The organism is Lascolabacillus massiliensis, assembly GCF_001282625.1.
In the GTDB taxonomy this organism is placed as follows: domain Bacteria; phylum Bacteroidota; class Bacteroidia; order Bacteroidales; family Dysgonomonadaceae; genus Proteiniphilum; species Proteiniphilum massiliensis.
Window position 1 is genome coordinate 604,043 of record NZ_CTEJ01000002.1, and the last position, 19,364, is coordinate 623,406.

Here is a 19,364-nt window from a genome sequence, read left to right on the forward strand (position 1 = left end):
TCTGTAACCAGTTACAACTATTAACTATCAATAAGACCTTCTGGAAGATTCATCTCGATTACTTTATTCTCATCGTCTATCATAATTATAAAATCTTCTGTAGCAGGAATAAGGAGCTCCTTATCATCTTTCGATAGTATAAAAAGCACGTTTAATGTAGAATCGTCAACATCGCTGATTGTGCCAATCATGTTTCCACTCTGATCCACAATATCATAACCCACAAACAGGTGCCAGCTCTCTTCTATTTCAGGATTTTCCTCAGTGAGAATGCTGCGTGGCACATACACATCCAGATTCAAATACTTAGAAGCATCTTTTTCATCCTCAATATCCTCAAATTTAATACGTGCAGACCGATCTGTTGTGAATGTAAATTCTTCAATAAAAAAAGGAACAGGGATACCATCAATCATTAGGAAATAGTACTCGGAATCAGCTTCAGCAAATTCTTCCCTTGAAAAAAGTATGACTATCTCCCCTTTTATTCCATAAGGCTTTTGAGTGCTGCCAATTTTAATGATATCCTTTTCTGAGATCATCCTTTTTTATTTTTTTCGTTGATATTTTATATTCTTAAGTTTAGTGCGGCTTGGTGTAACTTTTATTTCAGGAATTGAATAGTCTTCACTCTTAATATTAAGTTTTCCACCCGACAACTCTCTTAAATCTTCAAAGATCTTTTCATCATCAATTGCTTTGTTCCATTGAACATATGATCTCTTCATCTGGTTGAGAATCAGTTTAACCAGCTGTTTCTTCTCTTCTCCATCCTCCATTTTTGTGGCGATGTTGATTATCCTCTCAAGAATTTTACCGTAATGACGATATTTCATGCTTGGGCGACTATATTCTAGTCGTCCCGGAGAAGAATAGAGTTCCTCTTTTTTAATTACCTCATATGGGTAATCAATATCCAGTTTGAAATCCGACATGATTGCAAGATGATCCCAAAGGATATGCTTGAAATTATTAACATCGCGAAGGTGAGGAAACATATTGCCCATAACATCAATTATTGCATTGGCACATCTTTTACGCTCCTCAGGATCTTCAATACTTACGCAATGATTTACCATATTCTGGATATTGCGTCCGTATTCAGGCATTATAAGTTTCTCTTTTTGAGTATTATATTTCATTTCCATATTTCTCATCTTTTATTTTTTTATTCATACAAATGAAAAAAATATTTTCATTCATATCATAATGAAATCATCTTAATTTTAGCACATCACCCTCTTCAGGAATGTATTCATAACTCTTTTTGTTCAGCCTGTACAGGTTCCTCAGTTGTATTCCATAAGTCTGAGATATACTGTACATAGATTCACCTACCTGCACCGTGTGATATTCATAAGGCTTGTCCGCCCTTGTCTTCTTCTTCTGAAAATATACTATATCACCTTCACTAAGTGGGAAATCCTCAGGCACCTCATTGAATTTCAGTAAATCCTTTTCACTGAAACCAAATTCTTTTGCAATACTTCCAAACGTATCACCATCTACAGCAATCACATATACCAGTCCATGTGTTATATAAGGCTCATGTGTCCATGATGCCCTTGAAGACTCTGCCGAACGAATAGCTTCACGGTCGCGTTTGCTAACTCCGCGTCGATACTTCTTGTCATCAAACCTGTAAAGTTCATAATCCTCTATAAGTTTTATAAGCTTATTGGCATAGGCTTTATCTGTTGCGTAGCCCGACTTTTGTAGTCCCCTTGCCCATCCTTTATAATCCGTAATCGAAAGCTCAAACAGAGATCTGTATCTGGCACTACCTACTAAAAACTCTGAATGGTCCTGATATGAATCCTCAACTCTGCTGTAACTTCTGAAACAGTCATTTGGCGTATCATCTGCGGCATACACTCTGGGTCCGCTCCACACGCTATGACATTTAATTCCAAAATGATTATTCGATCGTCTTGCCAGATCGCTCATACCTGCACCCGATTCTAATATACCCTGTGCCAGCGTTATGGATGCAGGAATACCATATTTATCCATATGCTGTATAGCCAGATCACTATATCTTTCAATGTATAATTCATATGTTCTTACCCCAGATTGAGCTGACAGGTTAGAAATATTAAATAAAAATGATAGTAATAGCGTTAACGATGAAATAAATGTATATTTGTAAGATAAATATTGCATTATAATATGAAAGAAATCAATTTATCCACAAAGATAACTGTTTATCCGATAGAGGAGTGCTCCGATATCGAAAAAAAACTTATTGAAGCAGCTAAAAATGCAACATTAAACTCTTACGCACCATACTCTGAGTTTCACGTGGGTGCTGCAGCATTACTGGCCAATGGTGAAATAATCACCGGAAATAATCAGGAGAATGCTGCATACCCTTCGGGATTATGCGCTGAAAGAACTGCTGTTTTCTATGCTCATTCCAAATATCCTGATCAGAAAGTTGAAGCTATCGCTATAGCAGCATGGAATAAAGGGGAATTTACAAAAGATGTAATCACTCCTTGCGGTGGATGCAGGCAGGTACTACTTGAGGCAGAGAACCGGTTCAATTCACCAATGAAGGTTATGATGTGCGGTAACGACTCAGTTTATGTTGTTAGCAGTATAAAAGATCTTTTACCACTAAGTTTTGGTGACGAAATGCTCAAGAAATAGCTGAATCTCTTAGAAAGAGGCTTCATAGAGTGTTACAAGATACCATTTCCTGTCGATAAGCTCAAAATAATAATCTGCGTAAATACCATTGTCAATACCTCTTATCTCGACAACCGCAGTATCATTATTGAAGCGTACAACCTGGTAATATTGATCATATGGCCTGGTTAAGTAAGTACTATCATATGTCAGGTCAAGCGGTTCCCAGTCATACCTGCCAATCACTTCCCTGATTGGAGCCATACCTTCATTGCCTGTATCAGGAACGATAACACTTATTGGGAATTTTATTCTTTGAAGTTGAAATGACTCTTCCAAACTGAATCTTTCCATAAACTCACTGAACTCTTCAACCTCAAATTCTTCTGTAAGAGCCGAATCAGCTATCTCTTTACCTTTCATACCCTTTTCACCTCTGTTTTGAGTGCATGAGATGAGAAACACCAAAATAATGCAGAAAAATAAAAAAGCTGCTTTTTTCATTTGTTATAAAAAGTAAATTAAATAACCCCTCTATTGTCTCACAAAGGTATAAAAAAACTTGATAACCAAATAGTAAAAATTATCCTTATCTTTGTTACTACAAAAAAATATTATAATGAGCTTACAGAACGATATAGAAAATCTTTTCTCTTTACAGAAAAAAGAGTGGCCTCAATTGAACGATGCAATTCTTAAACTTGATGATGTGATGGTTAAACAGCTTAACTGGGGAGACAACATCTCTGTAAAAGTTCAGTTCAACCCTGCAAGAATTACATCTACAGGAGCAAAAATAGATAAAAAGTTTATCGATGAAAGACCCTGTTTTTTGTGTGAACAAAACCGACCATCGGAACAGAAGGGTATAATATTTTTAGATAAATATTTAATTTTATGTAACCCTTTCCCAATTCTCAGAAACCATCTGACCATTCCGCTATTTTCACATGTTCCTCAGCGCATCAGGCATAAGGTAGGTGAAATGCTTACATTGACGGAAAAGTTGCCGGATTATGTGGTTTTCTACAACGGTCCGAAAAGCGGTGCTTCAGCACCAGATCATTTTCATCTGCAGGCAGGACTCAAAACAGCAGAACTTACACAGGGTGACAATGAATTGAGATCATGCCTTATCATCGAGGGGTCAACTATTTCTGAATGCACTGAGCTTTTTGAAGAGGTTTATCAGTATCTCCGCACTCTTCAGCCTGAAGAAGAGGAGCCGATGTTAAACATTATCACCTTTATGGAGGGAGACAGATACAAAATACATATTTTCCCAAGAAAAGCTCATCGCCCAAAACAGTATTATGAAGAGGGCAGTAAGAAACTATTGATAAGTCCTGGAGCCCTTGATATGTCGGGAATGATCATCACTGTGAGAGAGGAGGATTTCAACAAAATAGAAAAACAGGATATTGAAGATATCTATATGCAGGTATCTTTACCAATTATGTAACAACATAATAAAAAATTAAAATGGAAAATTCAGAAATTATTTTAGCCAATATTAATGGAGAGGATAAACCGGGTTTAACTGCTGCTTTGACCGAGATTCTGGCAAAGCATGGTGCATTTATTCTGGATATTGGTCAGTCGGACATCCACAGAAATGTAGCAATAGGTATACTTTTTAAATCGATGCACAACAATTCTGGTGAAATCCTCAAGGATCTGCTTTTCAAAGCATATGAGATGGATGTGAATATCAAATTTACTCCTATTTCGGCAGAAATGTACTCAAACTGGGTAGCAATGCAGGGCAAGAACAGGTATATCATAACGCTGCTGGGAAGAATACTCACGGCAGAACAGATTGCAGCCGTTTCCAGAATTATTGCAGATCAAAATCTTAATATCGATAATATGATACGACTGACAGGTCGTATCCCGCTTGATGAAAAACAGCGAGCTGCTAAGTCGTGCGTTGAACTATCTGTACGCGGAAGCCTGGCAGACAGGAATAAAATGCAGCAGTCGTTCCTTGAGCTCTCATCCAAACTTAATTTCGACATCTCATTTCAGGAAGAGAGTATGTATAGAAGGATGCGTCGTCTTATATGCTTTGATATGGACTCTACACTTATTCAGACTGAAGTGATTGATGAACTTGCCGAAAGAGCTGGTGTTGGGGATAAAGTAAAAGCCATTACAGAGTCGGCAATGCATGGCGATATCGATTTTGAGGAGAGCTTCAAACAGCGGATTAAATTATTGAAAGGTCTCGATGCATCTGTCCTTAAAGAGGTGGCTGAGAATCTGCCAATTACGGAAGGTTTGGGCCGACTGATGAAGGTACTCCAGAAAGTTGGCTTCAAAACTGCAATTCTATCGGGAGGCTTCACCTATTTTGGTAACTACCTTAAGGACAAGTATGGTTTTGATTATATGTATGCAAATGAGCTGGAGATTGTTGATGGTAAACTAACCGGTAACTATCTGGGCGATATAATAACCGGAAAAAAGAAGGCTGAGCTTCTTTCGCTTATAGCACAGGTAGAGAAGATTGATATAAGGCAGACTGTAGCAGTTGGAGATGGGGCAAACGACCTTCCAATGCTTGGTATCGCCGGTCTGGGTATCGCTTTCCATGCTAAGCCAAAGGTTAAGCAAAATGCTGGGCAATCACTATCGTCTGTGGGTATCGATGGTATATTGTACTTCCTTGGATATAAAGACTCTATGCTCGACAGTGAGATGCTTAAAGGTTGATTCTGCTATTTAAATTTTATAATTTATGGAATCTGTTGAAAATATTTTAAAGAAGCCGCTTAATGTTCTTGTCTGTTTCACTGATCCTGAGATAGGCCGGGTTTTAAGCAGAATGGCAGTAAGTTTAGCCGGATCAAGATCTGAAAAATCCACTGCCACCTTTCTACATCTGATTGAAAAAGAGAATCATGATAATCAAAATAAATTAGAAGATTTCATAGACATCATTGATAAGAGCAAACTCACTATTCGTTATTTTGCCAGAAGATATGATAATTACGTATCAGAAATTATCAATGTTTCAAAAGAGCAGAATAGCGATTTCATTGTGGCTGGAATTAACAGGAGTATTCTGTCTCCTGATATATTTCAGAAATATAACAGGTTAAAGAGCGACCCTGCCAATTCTGACGCATACATACAGGAGCAGTTTACAGAGAATGAGTTTGAAATGATGAACAACATCACTTCACTGCTTGATTTGAACTCTATTTCTATAGGTTTGTTTATTTATAACAACCTGAAACGTATTGAAAATATATTTGTTCCAATATTAAGTACAACTGATATTCAGGCAATTCCTTACACAACAATGCGTTTTGTACAAAAAGAGAATGTTGATATAATGGTTTGGGATGCAATTGGAGCTATTGAGTCAAATCCCAAGATGCAGAAGATATATCAGACCTATGTAAAAAAAGCTGATGATAGAATGTATCTGTGGGACGTAAACAAAAAGATTGATAACGATTTTATAATAAATCAGGATCTCTGTATTTTTGGCATAGATGGGTGGTACAAACTGATTGCCACCTCATTACCCTGGATTGAATTTCTGCCATCCACACTTATTATAAAAGAAAAAACAACATAAAGGAATTTATGAGTCCAACTAAAATAAATAGAAAAGTAAGAGAAATTCATAGTTTTATAGAAGAGAAACAATTAAAGCATGCAATTGATAGCGTAAAAGAGCTTATTGAACTGCAACATAATTGGGCTATTTCCGAAAAAATTGATGAGCTGGAAACAAATTATAAATTTATGCTCCATTACCTTGTTGAAGGTAAGGGTGACCCGGATCAGGATAAAATCTATAATAAGCTTATTCGCGATATTTACTCTATTACTGATGATGCTGCCGAGAATCTGCTTGTAAGGGATAGTTCATCTTTTTTTTTCGAGAGAGAAAGATTAATGAATGTTCGTAATACAATCTCAATCGATGAATATATACACACCATTGTAAAACAGACAGACATCTCCTCAATTATTGAACTACTGGACGAAGGCCCCGAAAAAGAATTACGAAAAATACCGTGTGCTATTGCTCATGAAAATAGTGTTAGAGATCTGTTTTATTCAATTTTTGTTTCTCCAAGAGCTAATGCTGATTTCATAAAATCGCTACATAGTTTTATTGAGAATGAGACAATACCTGTGAATGATAAGTGTATGTTGATTTCGGCAATTACACTTAATATAATGCAGCGTTTTGATGCTGCAAAAGTACTTTTTTTGCTTGATGTTTGCCGCAGACATGAAGCTGAAATATCTGCTCGCGCAATAACCGGTATTATTCCAATTTTTCAGCGATACAGAACAAGGTGGCATCTATATCCGGAATGTAGTGACCGACTGAAACTACTGTCGGATGATGCACAGTTTACCCGACGGTTTATGGCTACTGTACTCGGGTTTATTCAGGCTCATGAGACTGAGAAGATTACGAAGAGACTGACTGAGGAGATAATTCCTGAGATGATGAAACTGAGTCCCATGATTGGCAAGAAGATAAAGCTTGACGAATGGATGGAAGAAAGTGGTATTGATGATAAAAATCCTGAATGGCAGAAGATACTTGAAGAAAGTGGCTTGACAGATAAGCTTAAGGAGTTTTCTGATCTGCAGCTTGAGGGTGCTGATGTATTTCACTCTACTTTCTCTAATCTTAAGAACTATCCATTCTTTAATGAGATGAGTAACTGGTTTATGCCATATGATCCCCAACATAGTAGTCTCCAGCGACTGCTCTCCAAATCGGGTGAAAGTGATCAGTTTATCGATACTATGCTGGGCTCTTCAATAATATGTAATTCCGACAAGTACTCTCTCTCTTTCAGTGTTATGATGATGCCTGAGCAATACCGCAGTATGATGATTAATCAGCTTGGCTCTGAAGGTGATGAACTGAAAAAGATTCAGGAGGAGGAGATGACACTGAATCCTTATCAGAAGGAATCTACAATAATCAAACAGTATATACAGGATCTTTATCGTTTTTACAAGCTACATCCTCGTAGAGCCGACTTCACTGACATATTCAGTCTCCCGCTCAATTATCACGAGATAGAGGCATTTCAGCCGATTGTACTGCAAACTAAAAATCTAGAGAAAATTGCTCTCTATTACTTTGAGAAAAACAACTTCAATGAAGCACTTGGTGCATATAATATGCTGGCAGGGAAAGTGCCGGGAAACAGTGAGGTGTGGCAAAAAATAGGATTCTGTAAGCAGATGATGGTAGATATAAGAGGGGCACTTGATGCTTATCTGCATGCCGACCTGATTGAGGACAACAACACATGGCTGCTTAACCGTATAGCCCACTGTTACAGGGTGTTGAAGGAGGCTGATACAGCTTTGGAATATTATCGCCGACTTGAGCAGTTCAGACCTGATGATTTGAATATACAGCTTAATATTGGTCACTGTTACCTTGAACTGAAGCAGTATGATGAGGCTCTTAACTACTACTTCAAGGTGGAGCTTATTAACAGCAATAACACACGTGCATGGAGATCGATCGCATGGTGTGCATTCCTATCAAGGAAGTTTGATATTGCACAGAGATACTACAAGCGGATTCTTGAAAACAAACCAAATGCTCATGACTATCTCAACGCAGGGCATGTTGAACTTTGTCTTTCAAATAACAGGGATGCAGTAAAACTGTATGCCCTATCATATAAGCAGACTGGCAGTTTCGATACTTTCCTGAAAATGCTTAAGGATGATATTGACGAATTACAGGAGGCTGGTGTAGATACTGATATTTTGCCTGTAATTATCGATAAAATGCTTTATGACTCGGGTGATTCAGAGGTCAAATAGAGTCGTTTCTCAATTATATACTTATACACTTTTTCAGGCACAAATGCTTGCATACTTTTCCCTTCACTGATACATTTGCGTATAAATGTAGAGGAAACCTCTATTACAGGTGCATTAACTGACTGTACATTTTGTCCGTATGAATCAGGAATAATAATCTCGCTGCCTGCTCTTGGATAGATAAGTACTTTATATTTGCTTATAATCTCATTAGCATTTTTCCAACGGTTAAAAATCGACCAGTTGTCAGCTCCTATTATCAGTGTGAAGTTTATATCCGGGTTTTCTATAGAAAGTCTATTTAAGGTATCTATCGTGAAAGATGGTCGCGGCATATTAAACTCCACATCTGATACTGACAGCTTTTTATACCCTTCCACTGCGATCTTGACCATTTCAAGCCTGACATCATCTTCAATCAGGGTTTTAGTATCTTTCAGCGGATTATGAGGGGTTACCACAAACCACACCTCATCCAGATAGGTGAATTCACTTAGATAGCTTGCAAGCATCAAATGTCCGTTATGGATTGGATTGAATGAACCTGAAAATATACCTATCTCTCTTTTATGCATTTTATTTATGATTATAGAAAAAACCGATACCCCTTTTTCTAGAAGTACCGATCTTTATTAGTGCCTTTAGATGAATAATATCTACGTTCGCTTAAACAGTGATATAATCCAAAGTAATAAAATTGCCCCAACCAGTGCGGTAATAAGACTTCCTAAAATACCACTTGCTGATATACCGAGAAGGCCGAAAACCCACCCGCCGATTATTGCACCGGCAATACCTACAATGATGTTGACCAAGAGTCCAAAGCCTCCGCCTCTCATTAATTTACCTGCAAGCCATCCGGCAATTGCTCCGATAATTATCCACCATAACCATCCCATATTGTAAAGTTTTTAGTTAATAATTTTTGTCAATATTGTATTAACAAATCTGATAATTAAACAATGAAAACTTATAAATAGTTTAACATTAACACAAAAACTTAAAACGATGTTACGAAATTTTTAATGATAAGTGCAAACAAACACTTCACATATAACTATATTACAAGATGTTAGCTCATACGGCTTTTATAATCCTCATAGCCAAACTTCCTATAAAGTTTAAATTCATTCTCACTGGTCCATATTCCTATCGATGGATGAGAAACACCATTAAACATAGTTGTTTTAACAGTGGTATAGTGTATCATATCTTCAAACACAATCCTGTCTCCAATTTTAAGAGGATTGTCGAATGACCAGTCACCCATAAAATCTCCACTAAGACAGCTATTTCCACCCATACGGTATGTTGGTTTACCCTCTACCGGCTCCTGGTAAGCTCCTCTGATTCTTGGCTTGTATGGCATCTCCAATGTATCGGGCATATGGCATGAAAACGAGACATTAAGCATTGCTGTTTTAACACCATTGTTTTCTACAATATCAGCTACAGTTGCCACCAATACTCCTGTCTCCCATGCAAAGGCACTACCCGGCTCCATAATTATTTCCAGATTTGGGTATCTCTTTTTGAAACTGATAAGCAAATTCACTAGATGATCAGTATCATAATCTTTGTGGGTCATAAGATGACCACCTCCAAGATTCAGCCACTCAATATTTCCGAAAAACTTTCCAAACTTATTCTCCAATACCTCAAGTGTTTTCTCAAGATCATACGAGTTATTTTCACACAGATTGTGCATATGTAATCCTGTTATCCCTTCGGGTAATGTATCTCCTAATTTTGACGATGTTACGCCTAAACGGGAACCGGGACTGCTTGGGTTATACAGAGCTGTATCAACTACCGAATACTCCGGATTGACTCTTAGTCCACACTTTATATTCTTACCCGAAGATAAAACCTGTGGATAAAATCGCTCAAACTGTGAAAGTGAGTTGAAGGTAATATGGCTGCTGTATTTCATAAACAGAGGAAAATCCTCATCTGTATATGCCGGTGCATATGTGTGTGCAAGGTTTCCCATCTCTTCAAAAGCGAGCTGGGCTTCGGCAACGGAACTAGCTGTGGAGTGATCAATATACTCACGAAATATAGGGAAGGATTTCCACATTGCGAAGGCTTTAAAGGCAAGAATTATTTCAACTCCGGTTCTGTCACTAACCGACTTAATCAATGCCAGGTTCTTTCGCAGCAGATCCTCCTCCATTACAAAGCATGGCGATGGTACTTTTAATATATCTATCATCTTAATTTTTATTTTTCTTCTTGTTCTGAACTGGCTGACTCTAACCTGTATTTGCCAATATGCACTTTCTCCCAGCGCAGGTTGTTTATATCAGCTGGCCTCCTGTTTGCCTCTTTTTTACCAAAAGCAATCATACAAATTACCTCTAGAGGCATGGGTATATCAAGCAGTTCATTTATATACTCGCCTGATGTCATGTTATCTGAGTATGACCTATTTCTAACCTGTATCCAGCAGCTGCCAATGTTCAGCTCTTCAGCCTGCAGCTGCATGTTGATAGCTGCAATTGAGGCATCCTCTATGCATGCATCGCTGATTAGCGGATCGCCTGCAACTACTACTACCAGGGGTGCTTCGGTAATAAAAGATGCACTCTGAGGTTTGCACTCTGCCAACTTGGCTATTGTTTCCTTATCCTCTACAGCTATAAAACTCCATGAGTGCTTATTCTTAGAAGTGGGCGATAGAAGTGCTGCCTCCAGAATCTTTTTTGTTTCTTCCGGCTTAAGTTGCTCTTTTATGTACTTGCGAACACTTCGTCGTTTTATCTGTAATTGTTGAAAATTTCCCATTTTATATTATCAGTTATTATGTAAACTATAAAATCAATTCTACTATGTATATAGTGCTTATCTCAAAAGAAATTGCAATAATAATCAAAAGAAAGGAACTTTAGAATTTTAAGACTCGCTCAATATTTTTTTTCGCTAAATATTATAACATAAAAACTGTCATTTAGAATATTTAAACTATATTAACTTTAAAAACCTAATTTTATTTGAAGTAAATGGTTTTTTTATTATATTTACACCAACACTGAACTAATATATGAAAAAAATCAATCTAATATGATAGAATTTAACTGAGAATACGTAATTCATGAACAAATATTAATTTATATCCATATTTAATATCACATATCATAATAACATTACTAAATTTAAAATTATCAAAATGAAGAAAGCAAGAGTTTATTTGTTCTTCTTGGTATTATTTTCTGTGATATCGGGAGAAAAAGTTATTGGTAATGAAAATGCAGGAGTGGAACAGCGTCAGCGTCGCATTTACGGTACTGTAACTGACCAGAATGGAGAAACTTTGCCGTATGTTACAATTATTATTAGGGGTACAAACATTGGTACTACGTCTAATGAAAACGGTATTTATGAAATGAACATTACCGACGATGTGACTCTGATATTCAGTTACATGGGTTTCAGAGATCTTGAGGTTTCAACTGAAGGAAAAACGAGACTAGATGTTGTCTTGCTAGAGGATAACGTAAGACTCGACGAGGTTGTAGTTACAGGTTATAACGTTGTTGAGAGAAGACACTTGGCATCATCTATCGAATCGGTTGATATGGAGAGAATGGTTACTCGTCCAATCACTAAACTAGAACAGGTGTTTGCAGGAACTGTGCCTGGTTTAACAATGCTTCAGGGTAGTAACCTTCCAGGTTCTATACCAGGCAGCTTATCAATTAGGGGTATAAGTACTCTACAGAATGCTGCTCCTCTTGTTATTATTGACGGTATGGAGATGTCGCTATCAGATTTGGACCCGAATCAGGTTAAGAGCATCAATATTCTTAAAGATGCTGCGGCTGCTTCCATGTACGGCTCAAGAGGTGCTAACGGTGTTATTGTAATTGAAACAAACAGAGGTAACACCGGTCAATTTACAGTTAACATTAACACCTGGTTTGCTATACAGAATGCACTTAATTTGCCTGACTTTGTGAATTCGGCAGATTTCATGCGTTATAGGAACGAAGCGCATTCAATTCAGGGTCAGCCTCTGCTTTATACAGATGAGGATATATCAAAGGCAGAACAGGGGTTGACACCTAATACCAATTGGATTAAAGAGATTATGGAAAGAAAGGCTTCGGCCAATAATACATCAGCTAGTATTTCTGGTGGTGGTGGTGTTGGAACATTTAATCTGATGTTGAACTACATTGAGGAGAATGGATTGAACAAGATTGAGGGTACTGATAAGTTCAGTGCTCGCTTCAACACCAATATCAATATTGCTGACAGGTTTATTTTATTGGCCGACTTTTATGCTCACAGACTAAAAGTGGATAGGCTTAGAAGAAATAATGATGGCCATGGTCTTTATCAGATTGCATGGAGAATGAATCCTACTCAGGGGGTATATTATGAAAACACTGATATTGAAAAACACTATATGCTTCATAACGACCTAAACCCAGTTGCATTTATTGAGAAGGGTGGTACCTGGAATAATATGTACGACAAGAGTACAATCAATTTAAGACCACGTTATTACATTACAGACGACTTAAACCTTGAAGGTAATGTATCATATATGATTGACAAGTCGGCTAGCAAATGGAGAAGATTGACTCATAAATTCTTTGATGGTGATGGAAAGCCTGTTACATCTTGGGCAAATGATATCGGCTCGGAACAGAATGTGAGCCAGAGCCAGTTGACTGGTCGTGCTCTACTTAACTTCGAAAAAGATATTAGAAAAGATAAAGATAAGCTATATGCAATTTTAGGTGCCGAAGCAATGTCTTATATTTTTACCGACTACAGGGAGATTACAAAAGCATCTTTCTTTACTAAATGGAATTACTCTTTTGATAACAGATATCTACTTGAAGCAACAGTAAGAACCGACGGTAGTAGTAAGTTTGCTCCGGGTAATCAGTGGGGTTTCTTCCCATCAGCATCAATAGGATGGAATGTACATAACGAATCGTTTATGAACTCACTAAAAGAATCAAGAGCTATAAATGATTTAAAACTGAGAGCATCTTGGGGAAGAATTGGTAATGAAAATGTTGCTCCATACTTATGGGAAGAAGTTGTAAACACTTGGGGATGGACAATGCGTGTGCCTAACCCTGAGTTTACTTGGGAAAAACAGAATCAGTGGAATGTGGGTATGGACCTTGTTATGCTGAGAAATAGATTTTCACTCACTGCAGATGTTTATCACAAACACTCATTCGACTTGATCTATTCGCAATTCCCAGTACCTCCATTAACTGGCTCGTACTATCTTGAAACATCGGTTAACATTGGCGAGGTAGAGAACAAGGGTTGGGAAGTTTCGGCCAACTGGTCGGACAAGATTGGCGATTTCTCATACAGCATTGGTGGTATGATTTTCGACAACAAGAACAGCGTGCTTAAAGCGGGCTACAACCCAACTGATACTTTGATTTTCAAAGGAACTAACGACAGAATATGGTATCGTGGTATTCCTATTGAAAATTACTATGGTTACGAAACTGATGGTTATTTCCAGAATCAAGCTGAGATTGATGCAACAACCGCAAAATTCCCTAACACATTGCCTGGAGATATCAAATATGTGGATCAGAATAATGATGGAGTTATTAATGATGCCGATAGAGTCTTCCTTGGTGACCCTGCACCTCACTACAACTACTCACTATCGTTAGATATGCGTTATAAGGATTGGGATTTCAGTTTACTTGGTCAAGGTGTTGGCAAAAGAGTGGGTAGACTTGGAGGTCAGGAAGGTTTTCCCGTATTTGTTGATGGTGGTAGTAACAACCTTGGTGCTCCTCGTCAGTATTATGTTGACAACAGATGGACTCCAGAGACTCCAAACAGCAGATTTCCACGTGTATGGACAGGTACAAGCACTAACACTTACCTAAGTGATGTATGGATTAGCGATGCCTCTTTCTTCAGAATTAAGTCGCTTCAACTTGGTTACACAATTACAAGAATTGGAACTCATGTTAGAAATTTAAGAGTTTACTTTAATGCACAGGACTTCCTTACTTTTACAAATTGGGAAGGTTTAGAACCTGAGCGTGACGGTGGTAATGGAGCTTATCCAAGAATGGCAACTTATAGCATTGGTTTTCAAGTTACTTTATTTTAATTTTAAAACTATATGAAGATGAAAAAAATTATATTTTTACTTTTACTTATTATTGCATTTGGCTCTTGTGAAGATTTTCTCAACAAGAAAGACCCGACTGCCACCTCGTTTGTTGAATTCTTTAATGATGAAGAGGACTTGAGAAGGGTGGTTTACAGTAGTTATTTAGACGTGTTTACAAACCCTACATCGAGAGCTATTATTTTTTATATGGAAGAGGCTAAGTCTGATAACGCTTATAGCCGAGTGGAAGGTGACCATCATCAGAATATTGCTAATGGTAACTTCAACAGTAACTCTACAGCATTTTTATATTATTATGAGTTGTATATGAAACACCTTGGTCGTTTGAATACTTTTATTGCAAACACTCATGTGCCTTATGTAGAAGATGAAAGCGTAAGAGATAAGTATACAGGTATTTTAGAAGCTTTGAGAGTTTGGCACTACTTCAGACTAACAATGAGATGGGGTGATGTTCCATTTGTGTTGGAGCCTGCCGACTTAGAGACCGCGCGTCAGCCAGTTACTCCTAAAGATGAAATATTAGACACACTGTTTCCATTAGCCGAAGAGATTGCTGCAAAGTTGCCTACCGAAGAGTATACTACTGATAAGTATATGTTTAACAGATATTCATTTAAGGCCCTAACAATGCGTTATGCACTATATAATGGAAGATATGAACTGGCTGCAAGACTTGCTAAAGAGATTATTGATAGTGGCAAATACTCACTACATCCTGTATATGAAGATCTGTTTACGTATGAGGCACACTCAACCAATAATGAATTTATTATGTGGTTTGACATGGATAGCCATGCCAACAGTGCAACACAATCATTCCAGCACCTAGGCCCACACTACAGAACTGGACCAGGACAATCGTATGTAGTTCCTACAAAAGCATTGGTTGATGCGTACTGGACAGCTCAGGGAAGGCCAATTGACAAATGTCCGTTACACACAAAAGAGGAATATGAGCTAAATCCTTCTTTAAACAGAGACCCACGTTATGCTACTTCAATAATGGGTCATGGCGACATGTTCTATGGTGAAGAGATTGATATTTATAATGAAAACTCTCCAATGCATTATCAGAAGCTAAGAGCAAGTAGAACCGGATATTGGTTCAGAAAGTTTGTTGATGAGTCCGATGCGTTTAAGACGGGCGGCAACATGCATTTCCCATTGCTTAGATACGCTGAAGTATTGCTCACATATGCCGAAGCTAAAATTATGCTTAATCAGGTGGACGATTTGACTAAGAAATGTATTAATGATATTCGCAGAAGAGCTGGTTTGGATATGAGTGTTGCAGACGTTACACTTCCTGAATATGCAAACTATACTCAACAGCAGTGGCTTGAACTTCTACAGAATGAAAGACGTATTGAGCTTGCTGCAGAAGGTCAGCGCTACGACGACATAATCAGATGGAAGCTTGCTGAGAATGTACTAAACAAACCTGCTGAAGGTCACACGAGAATTGTTGATGGTAAAAAAGAGACTTTGAAGGTTGAAGATAGATCTTTCTTACCACACAACTACAGATGGCCATTTCACGAGAACAGCTTGAAAGTTGAGCCTGGATTGATACAGAATACTGGTTATTAATGTTAGTTTAATATAAAGCTTTATACAATAATTTTACAAAGTTATCGTATAATAAGAAAGCTTTATATAAGTAAAGGAGGAAGACCTATTGACATTCCTCCTTTTATTTGAGTTTAACTGTTTTAAAGTTTTAAATAAGGCTCTTAATTAATTGTCAGTTTTATAATTTTAGAATAGAAAATAATAAAATCTTTATAGTGAAATCGATTCTTTTGAAAATTACTTTTATCTTTTAAAGTAGTGTCTTATTTTATTTAGTCTTTTATAATTAGCTCCAAAATAAAATATCGACCGATCAAAACTATTATATGGAATTGTTCTAAATAACCAACTATTTTTACTACTTTTGCAAGAAAATAAAACAGATCATGCCTCATTTCACTGCAACAAAAATGAGTCCGTCTATGAAAATGGCGGATCAGATAGATGCCAATCCACGCTTACTGCTGATGCTGCAACATTTTAATATAGATTTCAGGATGAGCGATCTTACTGTTTCTCAGCTTTGCAAGCAATATAAAATCAGCGAGACTCTTTTTGTTGATATTGCCAATCTTTATAATGGCTTTGGAACGAAAAAAAATCACACTTACACGAAGGAAGATCTGCTGCAGGTAATAGATTTTCTGAAAAATAGTCACCACTACTATCGTTCAGATATGTACCCACAGATAAACTCATATATTAAGATGTTGCAGAAAAATCATCCCGAGAGGGAGTTAAAACTGCTTGAGAAGTTTTTCAATGAATATTTCACTGAAGTGCTTGAACATCTTGACTATGAAGACAATGTTGCTTTTCCATATTTTATCAATCTGCTGAAAAAAAGTAGTGACGACTTTAGCTTCGAACAATATTCTTCTATTGAGTATAGTGAGCATCATTCTGACATTGAGCTTAAGTTGCATGACCTTAAGAATCTGCTGCTTAAGTATGTGAAAATCGATAATGATCTGGATCTGCGCAGGAAACTGTTCTTTGCACTATATGAACTTGAGTATGATCTGTTTGTACACTCACTGATTGAGGAAACAATACTGATTCCTTCAGGTGTAAACATCGAAAAGAAAGAAAATGCTTAGTTCACCTCTTCATATAGTTGTTGTTGAGAGTTCGAAAATTATTTTCGAGGGATTATACTCAATACTGCATCAGTCTGATATCAATTGCCGAATATATAAAGCTGAGAATCTGGATGAACTGCTGGATTTACTGAGAACTGAGAAAATCGACCAGATTATTGCCAATCCTCTCCATTTTGTGAACAGGGACAAGGAGGTGAAAAAGATAAGAAAGGAGTTTCCTTCACTTTCGATTCTGGGTATCGATTTTGGACTTATGCAAAAAACTGTTACTGAAACAGATGCATCTTTTTCACTATATGATACGCCTGAACATATCATCAACCTGATTTCGCGGATAGACAATAAAAACAGATCACTTACCAACAACAGGGATGATGACGATAACCTGACGAAAAGAGAGATTGAAGTTCTCACCTGTATTGTGAACGGAAAAATAAACAAAGAGATTGCTGATGAGCTCAATATAAGTATACATACCGTTGTAAGACATAGAAAAAACATTACTACAAAAACAGGAATAAGAAGTCAGTCCGGTCTGACAATTTATGCAATATCTAAAAAGATTGTGGAAATTGAGGATATTGAGATTTGATAATCCTTATTAAATTTGACAGTTATCGGTTACACCTCAGCTTAACATTATTCGTATCTGGTTCAATCTTGAATCTTATAAACATCAATATTTTATATGGTTGATAAGAGCGATGTAAGAAGAAGGTAAGAAGAAGGTAAGAGCAATAAAACTGTCAGCTATTTTAAACTTCAACAGTTTTTTGTAACATTTAATAAACAATACATCGGGTTTATACGTTTCAAGCCTTTGGAAGATTTTCTAAGTTAAAATTTAAAATGATTATCGCATTTTGAAACATTTATCTTAGATTTACAAAATAGTAGTTTTTAAAATTTCTTTATCATATAAAAATATTACTTGAGGGCCATGAAAATTCATGAATACCAAGCAAAAGAGATGTTTTCGACATACGGAATCCCTGTTGAGCAAAGTATAGTTTGCCGTTCGGTGGAGGACGCTGTGAAGGCTTATTCGCGTATTGACTCACAGAAAGTGGTTGTTAAAGCGCAAGTTCATACAGGAGGAAGAGGTAAAGCAGGTGGTGTAAAACTTGCCGGTGACGAAATTGAGCTTCGCAAACATGCTGCTGCAATTCTGGGGATGGACATAAAAGGATTTAAGGTTGACCGTATACTTGTTGGTCAGGCAGTCAACATCGCGAAAGAGTTTTACATAAGCTATGTTATTGACAGACGTTCAAAATCTGCTATCCTGATGCTTAGCAAGGAGGGTGGAATGGATATTGAGCAGGTAGCTAAAGATACTCCGGAGAAGATCCATAAATTTGCAATTGACCCCTTGGCTGGCGTCCCTGATTATCTTGCACGTGAAGCAGCCTTTAAACTGTTTGACGATATCAAACATGTACGTAATGCTGCAGTTATAATTCAGAGGTTGTATAAACTCTTTGTTGATACAGATGCATCGCTGGCTGAGATTAATCCACTTGTTCTCACTAAGGAAGAAGAGATAATTGCAATTGATGCCAAGATGACATTCGATGATAATGCACTGTTCCGTCATCCAAAGATTGCAGCCTTGAATGAGCCTACCGAAGAGGAGAAAAAGGAGCTATTTGCTAAAAGCAAGGGATTTAGTTATGTAAATTTGGGAGGGGAGATTGGTTGCATGGTAAATGGAGCCGGACTTGCCATGGCTACGATGGATATCATTAAACTTTATGGTGGAAACCCTGCCAACTTCCTGGATATAGGCGGAAGTTCCAGTCCAACCAAAGTTATCGAGGCAATGAGACTACTGCTTAACGATAAGAATGTGAAAGTAGTTCTGATTAATATCTTTGGTGGTATTACCCGTTGTGATGACGTGGCTAAAGGACTTCTGGAGGCTTTCAGACAGATAAAAACAGATATCCCGGTTGTAATTCGTCTTACCGGTACAAACGAGAAAGAGGGTCGCGCTATGCTCAAAGACACAGATCTGCATGTAGCCAAAACGATGAGTAAAGCAACCAGAATAGCAGTTGAACTTGCCCAACAACATCAATATTGACAAA

The 19,364-nt window shown here is 37.4% G+C and carries 18 protein-coding genes; 10 read left to right on the plus strand and 8 right to left on the minus strand.

Translation table 11 applies throughout. The features are described from left to right. Nucleotides 1-20 precede the first annotated feature (20 nt). From rimM to BN1354_RS07295, 3 genes are all read right to left on the minus strand, one after another. Nucleotides 21-542 (minus strand): ribosome maturation factor RimM, encoded by a 522-nt coding sequence (gene rimM, locus BN1354_RS07285; RefSeq protein ID WP_053826710.1) that lies wholly within the window; start codon nucleotides 540-542, stop codon nucleotides 21-23. A 6-nt stretch (nucleotides 543-548) separates the two neighbouring features. Next, nucleotides 549-1,142 carry a DUF4290 domain-containing protein gene (locus BN1354_RS07290; protein WP_053827239.1) on the minus strand — a complete coding sequence of 198 codons (594 nt, stop codon included), beginning with the start codon at nucleotides 1,140-1,142 and terminating at the stop codon, nucleotides 549-551. Between the two features lie 73 nt (nucleotides 1,143-1,215). Continuing rightward, nucleotides 1,216-2,163: a glucosaminidase domain-containing protein gene (locus BN1354_RS07295; RefSeq protein ID WP_045089068.1), complete on the minus strand. Its 948-nt coding sequence runs from the start codon at nucleotides 2,161-2,163 to the stop codon at nucleotides 1,216-1,218. Between the two features lie 6 nt (nucleotides 2,164-2,169). Here BN1354_RS07295 and cdd point away from each other — a divergent pair, with 6 nt between their 5' ends. After that, nucleotides 2,170-2,652: a cytidine deaminase gene (gene cdd / locus BN1354_RS07300; protein ID WP_045089067.1), complete on the plus strand. Its 483-nt coding sequence runs from the start codon at nucleotides 2,170-2,172 to the stop codon at nucleotides 2,650-2,652. 9 nt (nucleotides 2,653-2,661) lie between these two features. Here cdd and BN1354_RS07305 read toward each other — a convergent pair whose 3' ends face one another. After that, complete coding sequence (locus tag BN1354_RS07305) at nucleotides 2,662-3,135, minus strand: DUF4348 domain-containing protein (RefSeq protein WP_045089066.1); 474 nt, start codon at nucleotides 3,133-3,135, stop codon at nucleotides 2,662-2,664. Nucleotides 3,136-3,250: 115 nt separating this feature from the next. On the opposite strand from BN1354_RS07305, the gene BN1354_RS07310 reads away from it, so the two are divergent. Genes BN1354_RS07310 through BN1354_RS07325 form a run of 4 tightly spaced genes read left to right on the plus strand, consistent with a single transcriptional unit; the run spans nucleotide 3,251 to nucleotide 8,460 of the window. Next, the gene (locus tag BN1354_RS07310; protein ID WP_053826711.1) at nucleotides 3,251-4,093 is read left to right on the plus strand and encodes a DUF4922 domain-containing protein; all 843 of its coding nucleotides are present in this window, start codon (nucleotides 3,251-3,253) and stop codon (nucleotides 4,091-4,093) included. A gap of 20 nt (nucleotides 4,094-4,113) precedes the next feature. Next, nucleotides 4,114-5,346 (plus strand): phosphoserine phosphatase SerB, encoded by a 1,233-nt coding sequence (gene serB / locus BN1354_RS07315; RefSeq protein WP_053826712.1) that lies wholly within the window; start codon nucleotides 4,114-4,116, stop codon nucleotides 5,344-5,346. Between the two features lie 25 nt (nucleotides 5,347-5,371). Continuing rightward, the gene (locus BN1354_RS07320) at nucleotides 5,372-6,220 is read left to right on the plus strand and encodes a hypothetical protein (protein WP_053826713.1); all 849 of its coding nucleotides are present in this window, start codon (nucleotides 5,372-5,374) and stop codon (nucleotides 6,218-6,220) included. 8 nt (nucleotides 6,221-6,228) lie between these two features. Continuing rightward, the gene (locus BN1354_RS07325; protein WP_053826714.1) at nucleotides 6,229-8,460 is read left to right on the plus strand and encodes a tetratricopeptide repeat protein; all 2,232 of its coding nucleotides are present in this window, start codon (nucleotides 6,229-6,231) and stop codon (nucleotides 8,458-8,460) included. Here the strand turns inward: BN1354_RS07325 and nadD are convergent. The 4 genes from nadD to BN1354_RS07345 form a co-directional block, all read right to left on the minus strand. Continuing rightward, entirely contained in the window at nucleotides 8,430-9,035 is a 606-nt protein-coding gene (gene nadD / locus BN1354_RS07330; protein WP_045089061.1) for a nicotinate (nicotinamide) nucleotide adenylyltransferase, read from the minus strand. The genes BN1354_RS07325 and nadD overlap by 31 nt on opposite strands. Nucleotides 9,036-9,116: 81 nt before the next feature. Further along, complete coding sequence (locus BN1354_RS07335; RefSeq protein ID WP_045089060.1) at nucleotides 9,117-9,359, minus strand: GlsB/YeaQ/YmgE family stress response membrane protein; 243 nt, start codon at nucleotides 9,357-9,359, stop codon at nucleotides 9,117-9,119. 173 nt (nucleotides 9,360-9,532) lie between these two features. Then, entirely contained in the window at nucleotides 9,533-10,675 is a 1,143-nt protein-coding gene (gene nspC, locus BN1354_RS07340) for a carboxynorspermidine decarboxylase (protein WP_053826715.1), read from the minus strand. An 8-nt stretch (nucleotides 10,676-10,683) separates the two neighbouring features. Then, complete coding sequence (locus BN1354_RS07345; RefSeq protein WP_053826716.1) at nucleotides 10,684-11,247, minus strand: nitroreductase family protein; 564 nt, start codon at nucleotides 11,245-11,247, stop codon at nucleotides 10,684-10,686. A gap of 382 nt (nucleotides 11,248-11,629) precedes the next feature. On the opposite strand from BN1354_RS07345, the gene BN1354_RS07350 reads away from it, so the two are divergent. From BN1354_RS07350 to sucC, 5 genes are all read left to right on the plus strand, one after another. Further along, nucleotides 11,630-14,572 carry a SusC/RagA family TonB-linked outer membrane protein gene (locus BN1354_RS07350; RefSeq protein ID WP_053826717.1) on the plus strand — a complete coding sequence of 981 codons (2,943 nt, stop codon included), beginning with the start codon at nucleotides 11,630-11,632 and terminating at the stop codon, nucleotides 14,570-14,572. An 18-nt stretch (nucleotides 14,573-14,590) separates the two neighbouring features. Beyond that, nucleotides 14,591-16,189, plus strand: a complete 1,599-nt coding sequence (locus BN1354_RS07355) for a RagB/SusD family nutrient uptake outer membrane protein (protein ID WP_053827240.1) — start codon at nucleotides 14,591-14,593, stop codon at nucleotides 16,187-16,189. Between the two features lie 404 nt (nucleotides 16,190-16,593). Then, the gene (locus BN1354_RS07360; protein WP_197272042.1) at nucleotides 16,594-17,271 is read left to right on the plus strand and encodes a hemerythrin domain-containing protein; all 678 of its coding nucleotides are present in this window, start codon (nucleotides 16,594-16,596) and stop codon (nucleotides 17,269-17,271) included. Continuing rightward, complete coding sequence (locus tag BN1354_RS07365; protein WP_045089056.1) at nucleotides 17,264-17,866, plus strand: helix-turn-helix transcriptional regulator; 603 nt, start codon at nucleotides 17,264-17,266, stop codon at nucleotides 17,864-17,866. Before BN1354_RS07360 ends, BN1354_RS07365 begins: the two co-directional genes overlap by 8 nt. A 348-nt stretch (nucleotides 17,867-18,214) precedes the next feature. After that, nucleotides 18,215-19,360, plus strand: a complete 1,146-nt coding sequence (gene sucC / locus BN1354_RS07370; protein ID WP_053826719.1) for an ADP-forming succinate--CoA ligase subunit beta — start codon at nucleotides 18,215-18,217, stop codon at nucleotides 19,358-19,360. Nucleotides 19,361-19,364: the final 4 nt, after the last annotated feature.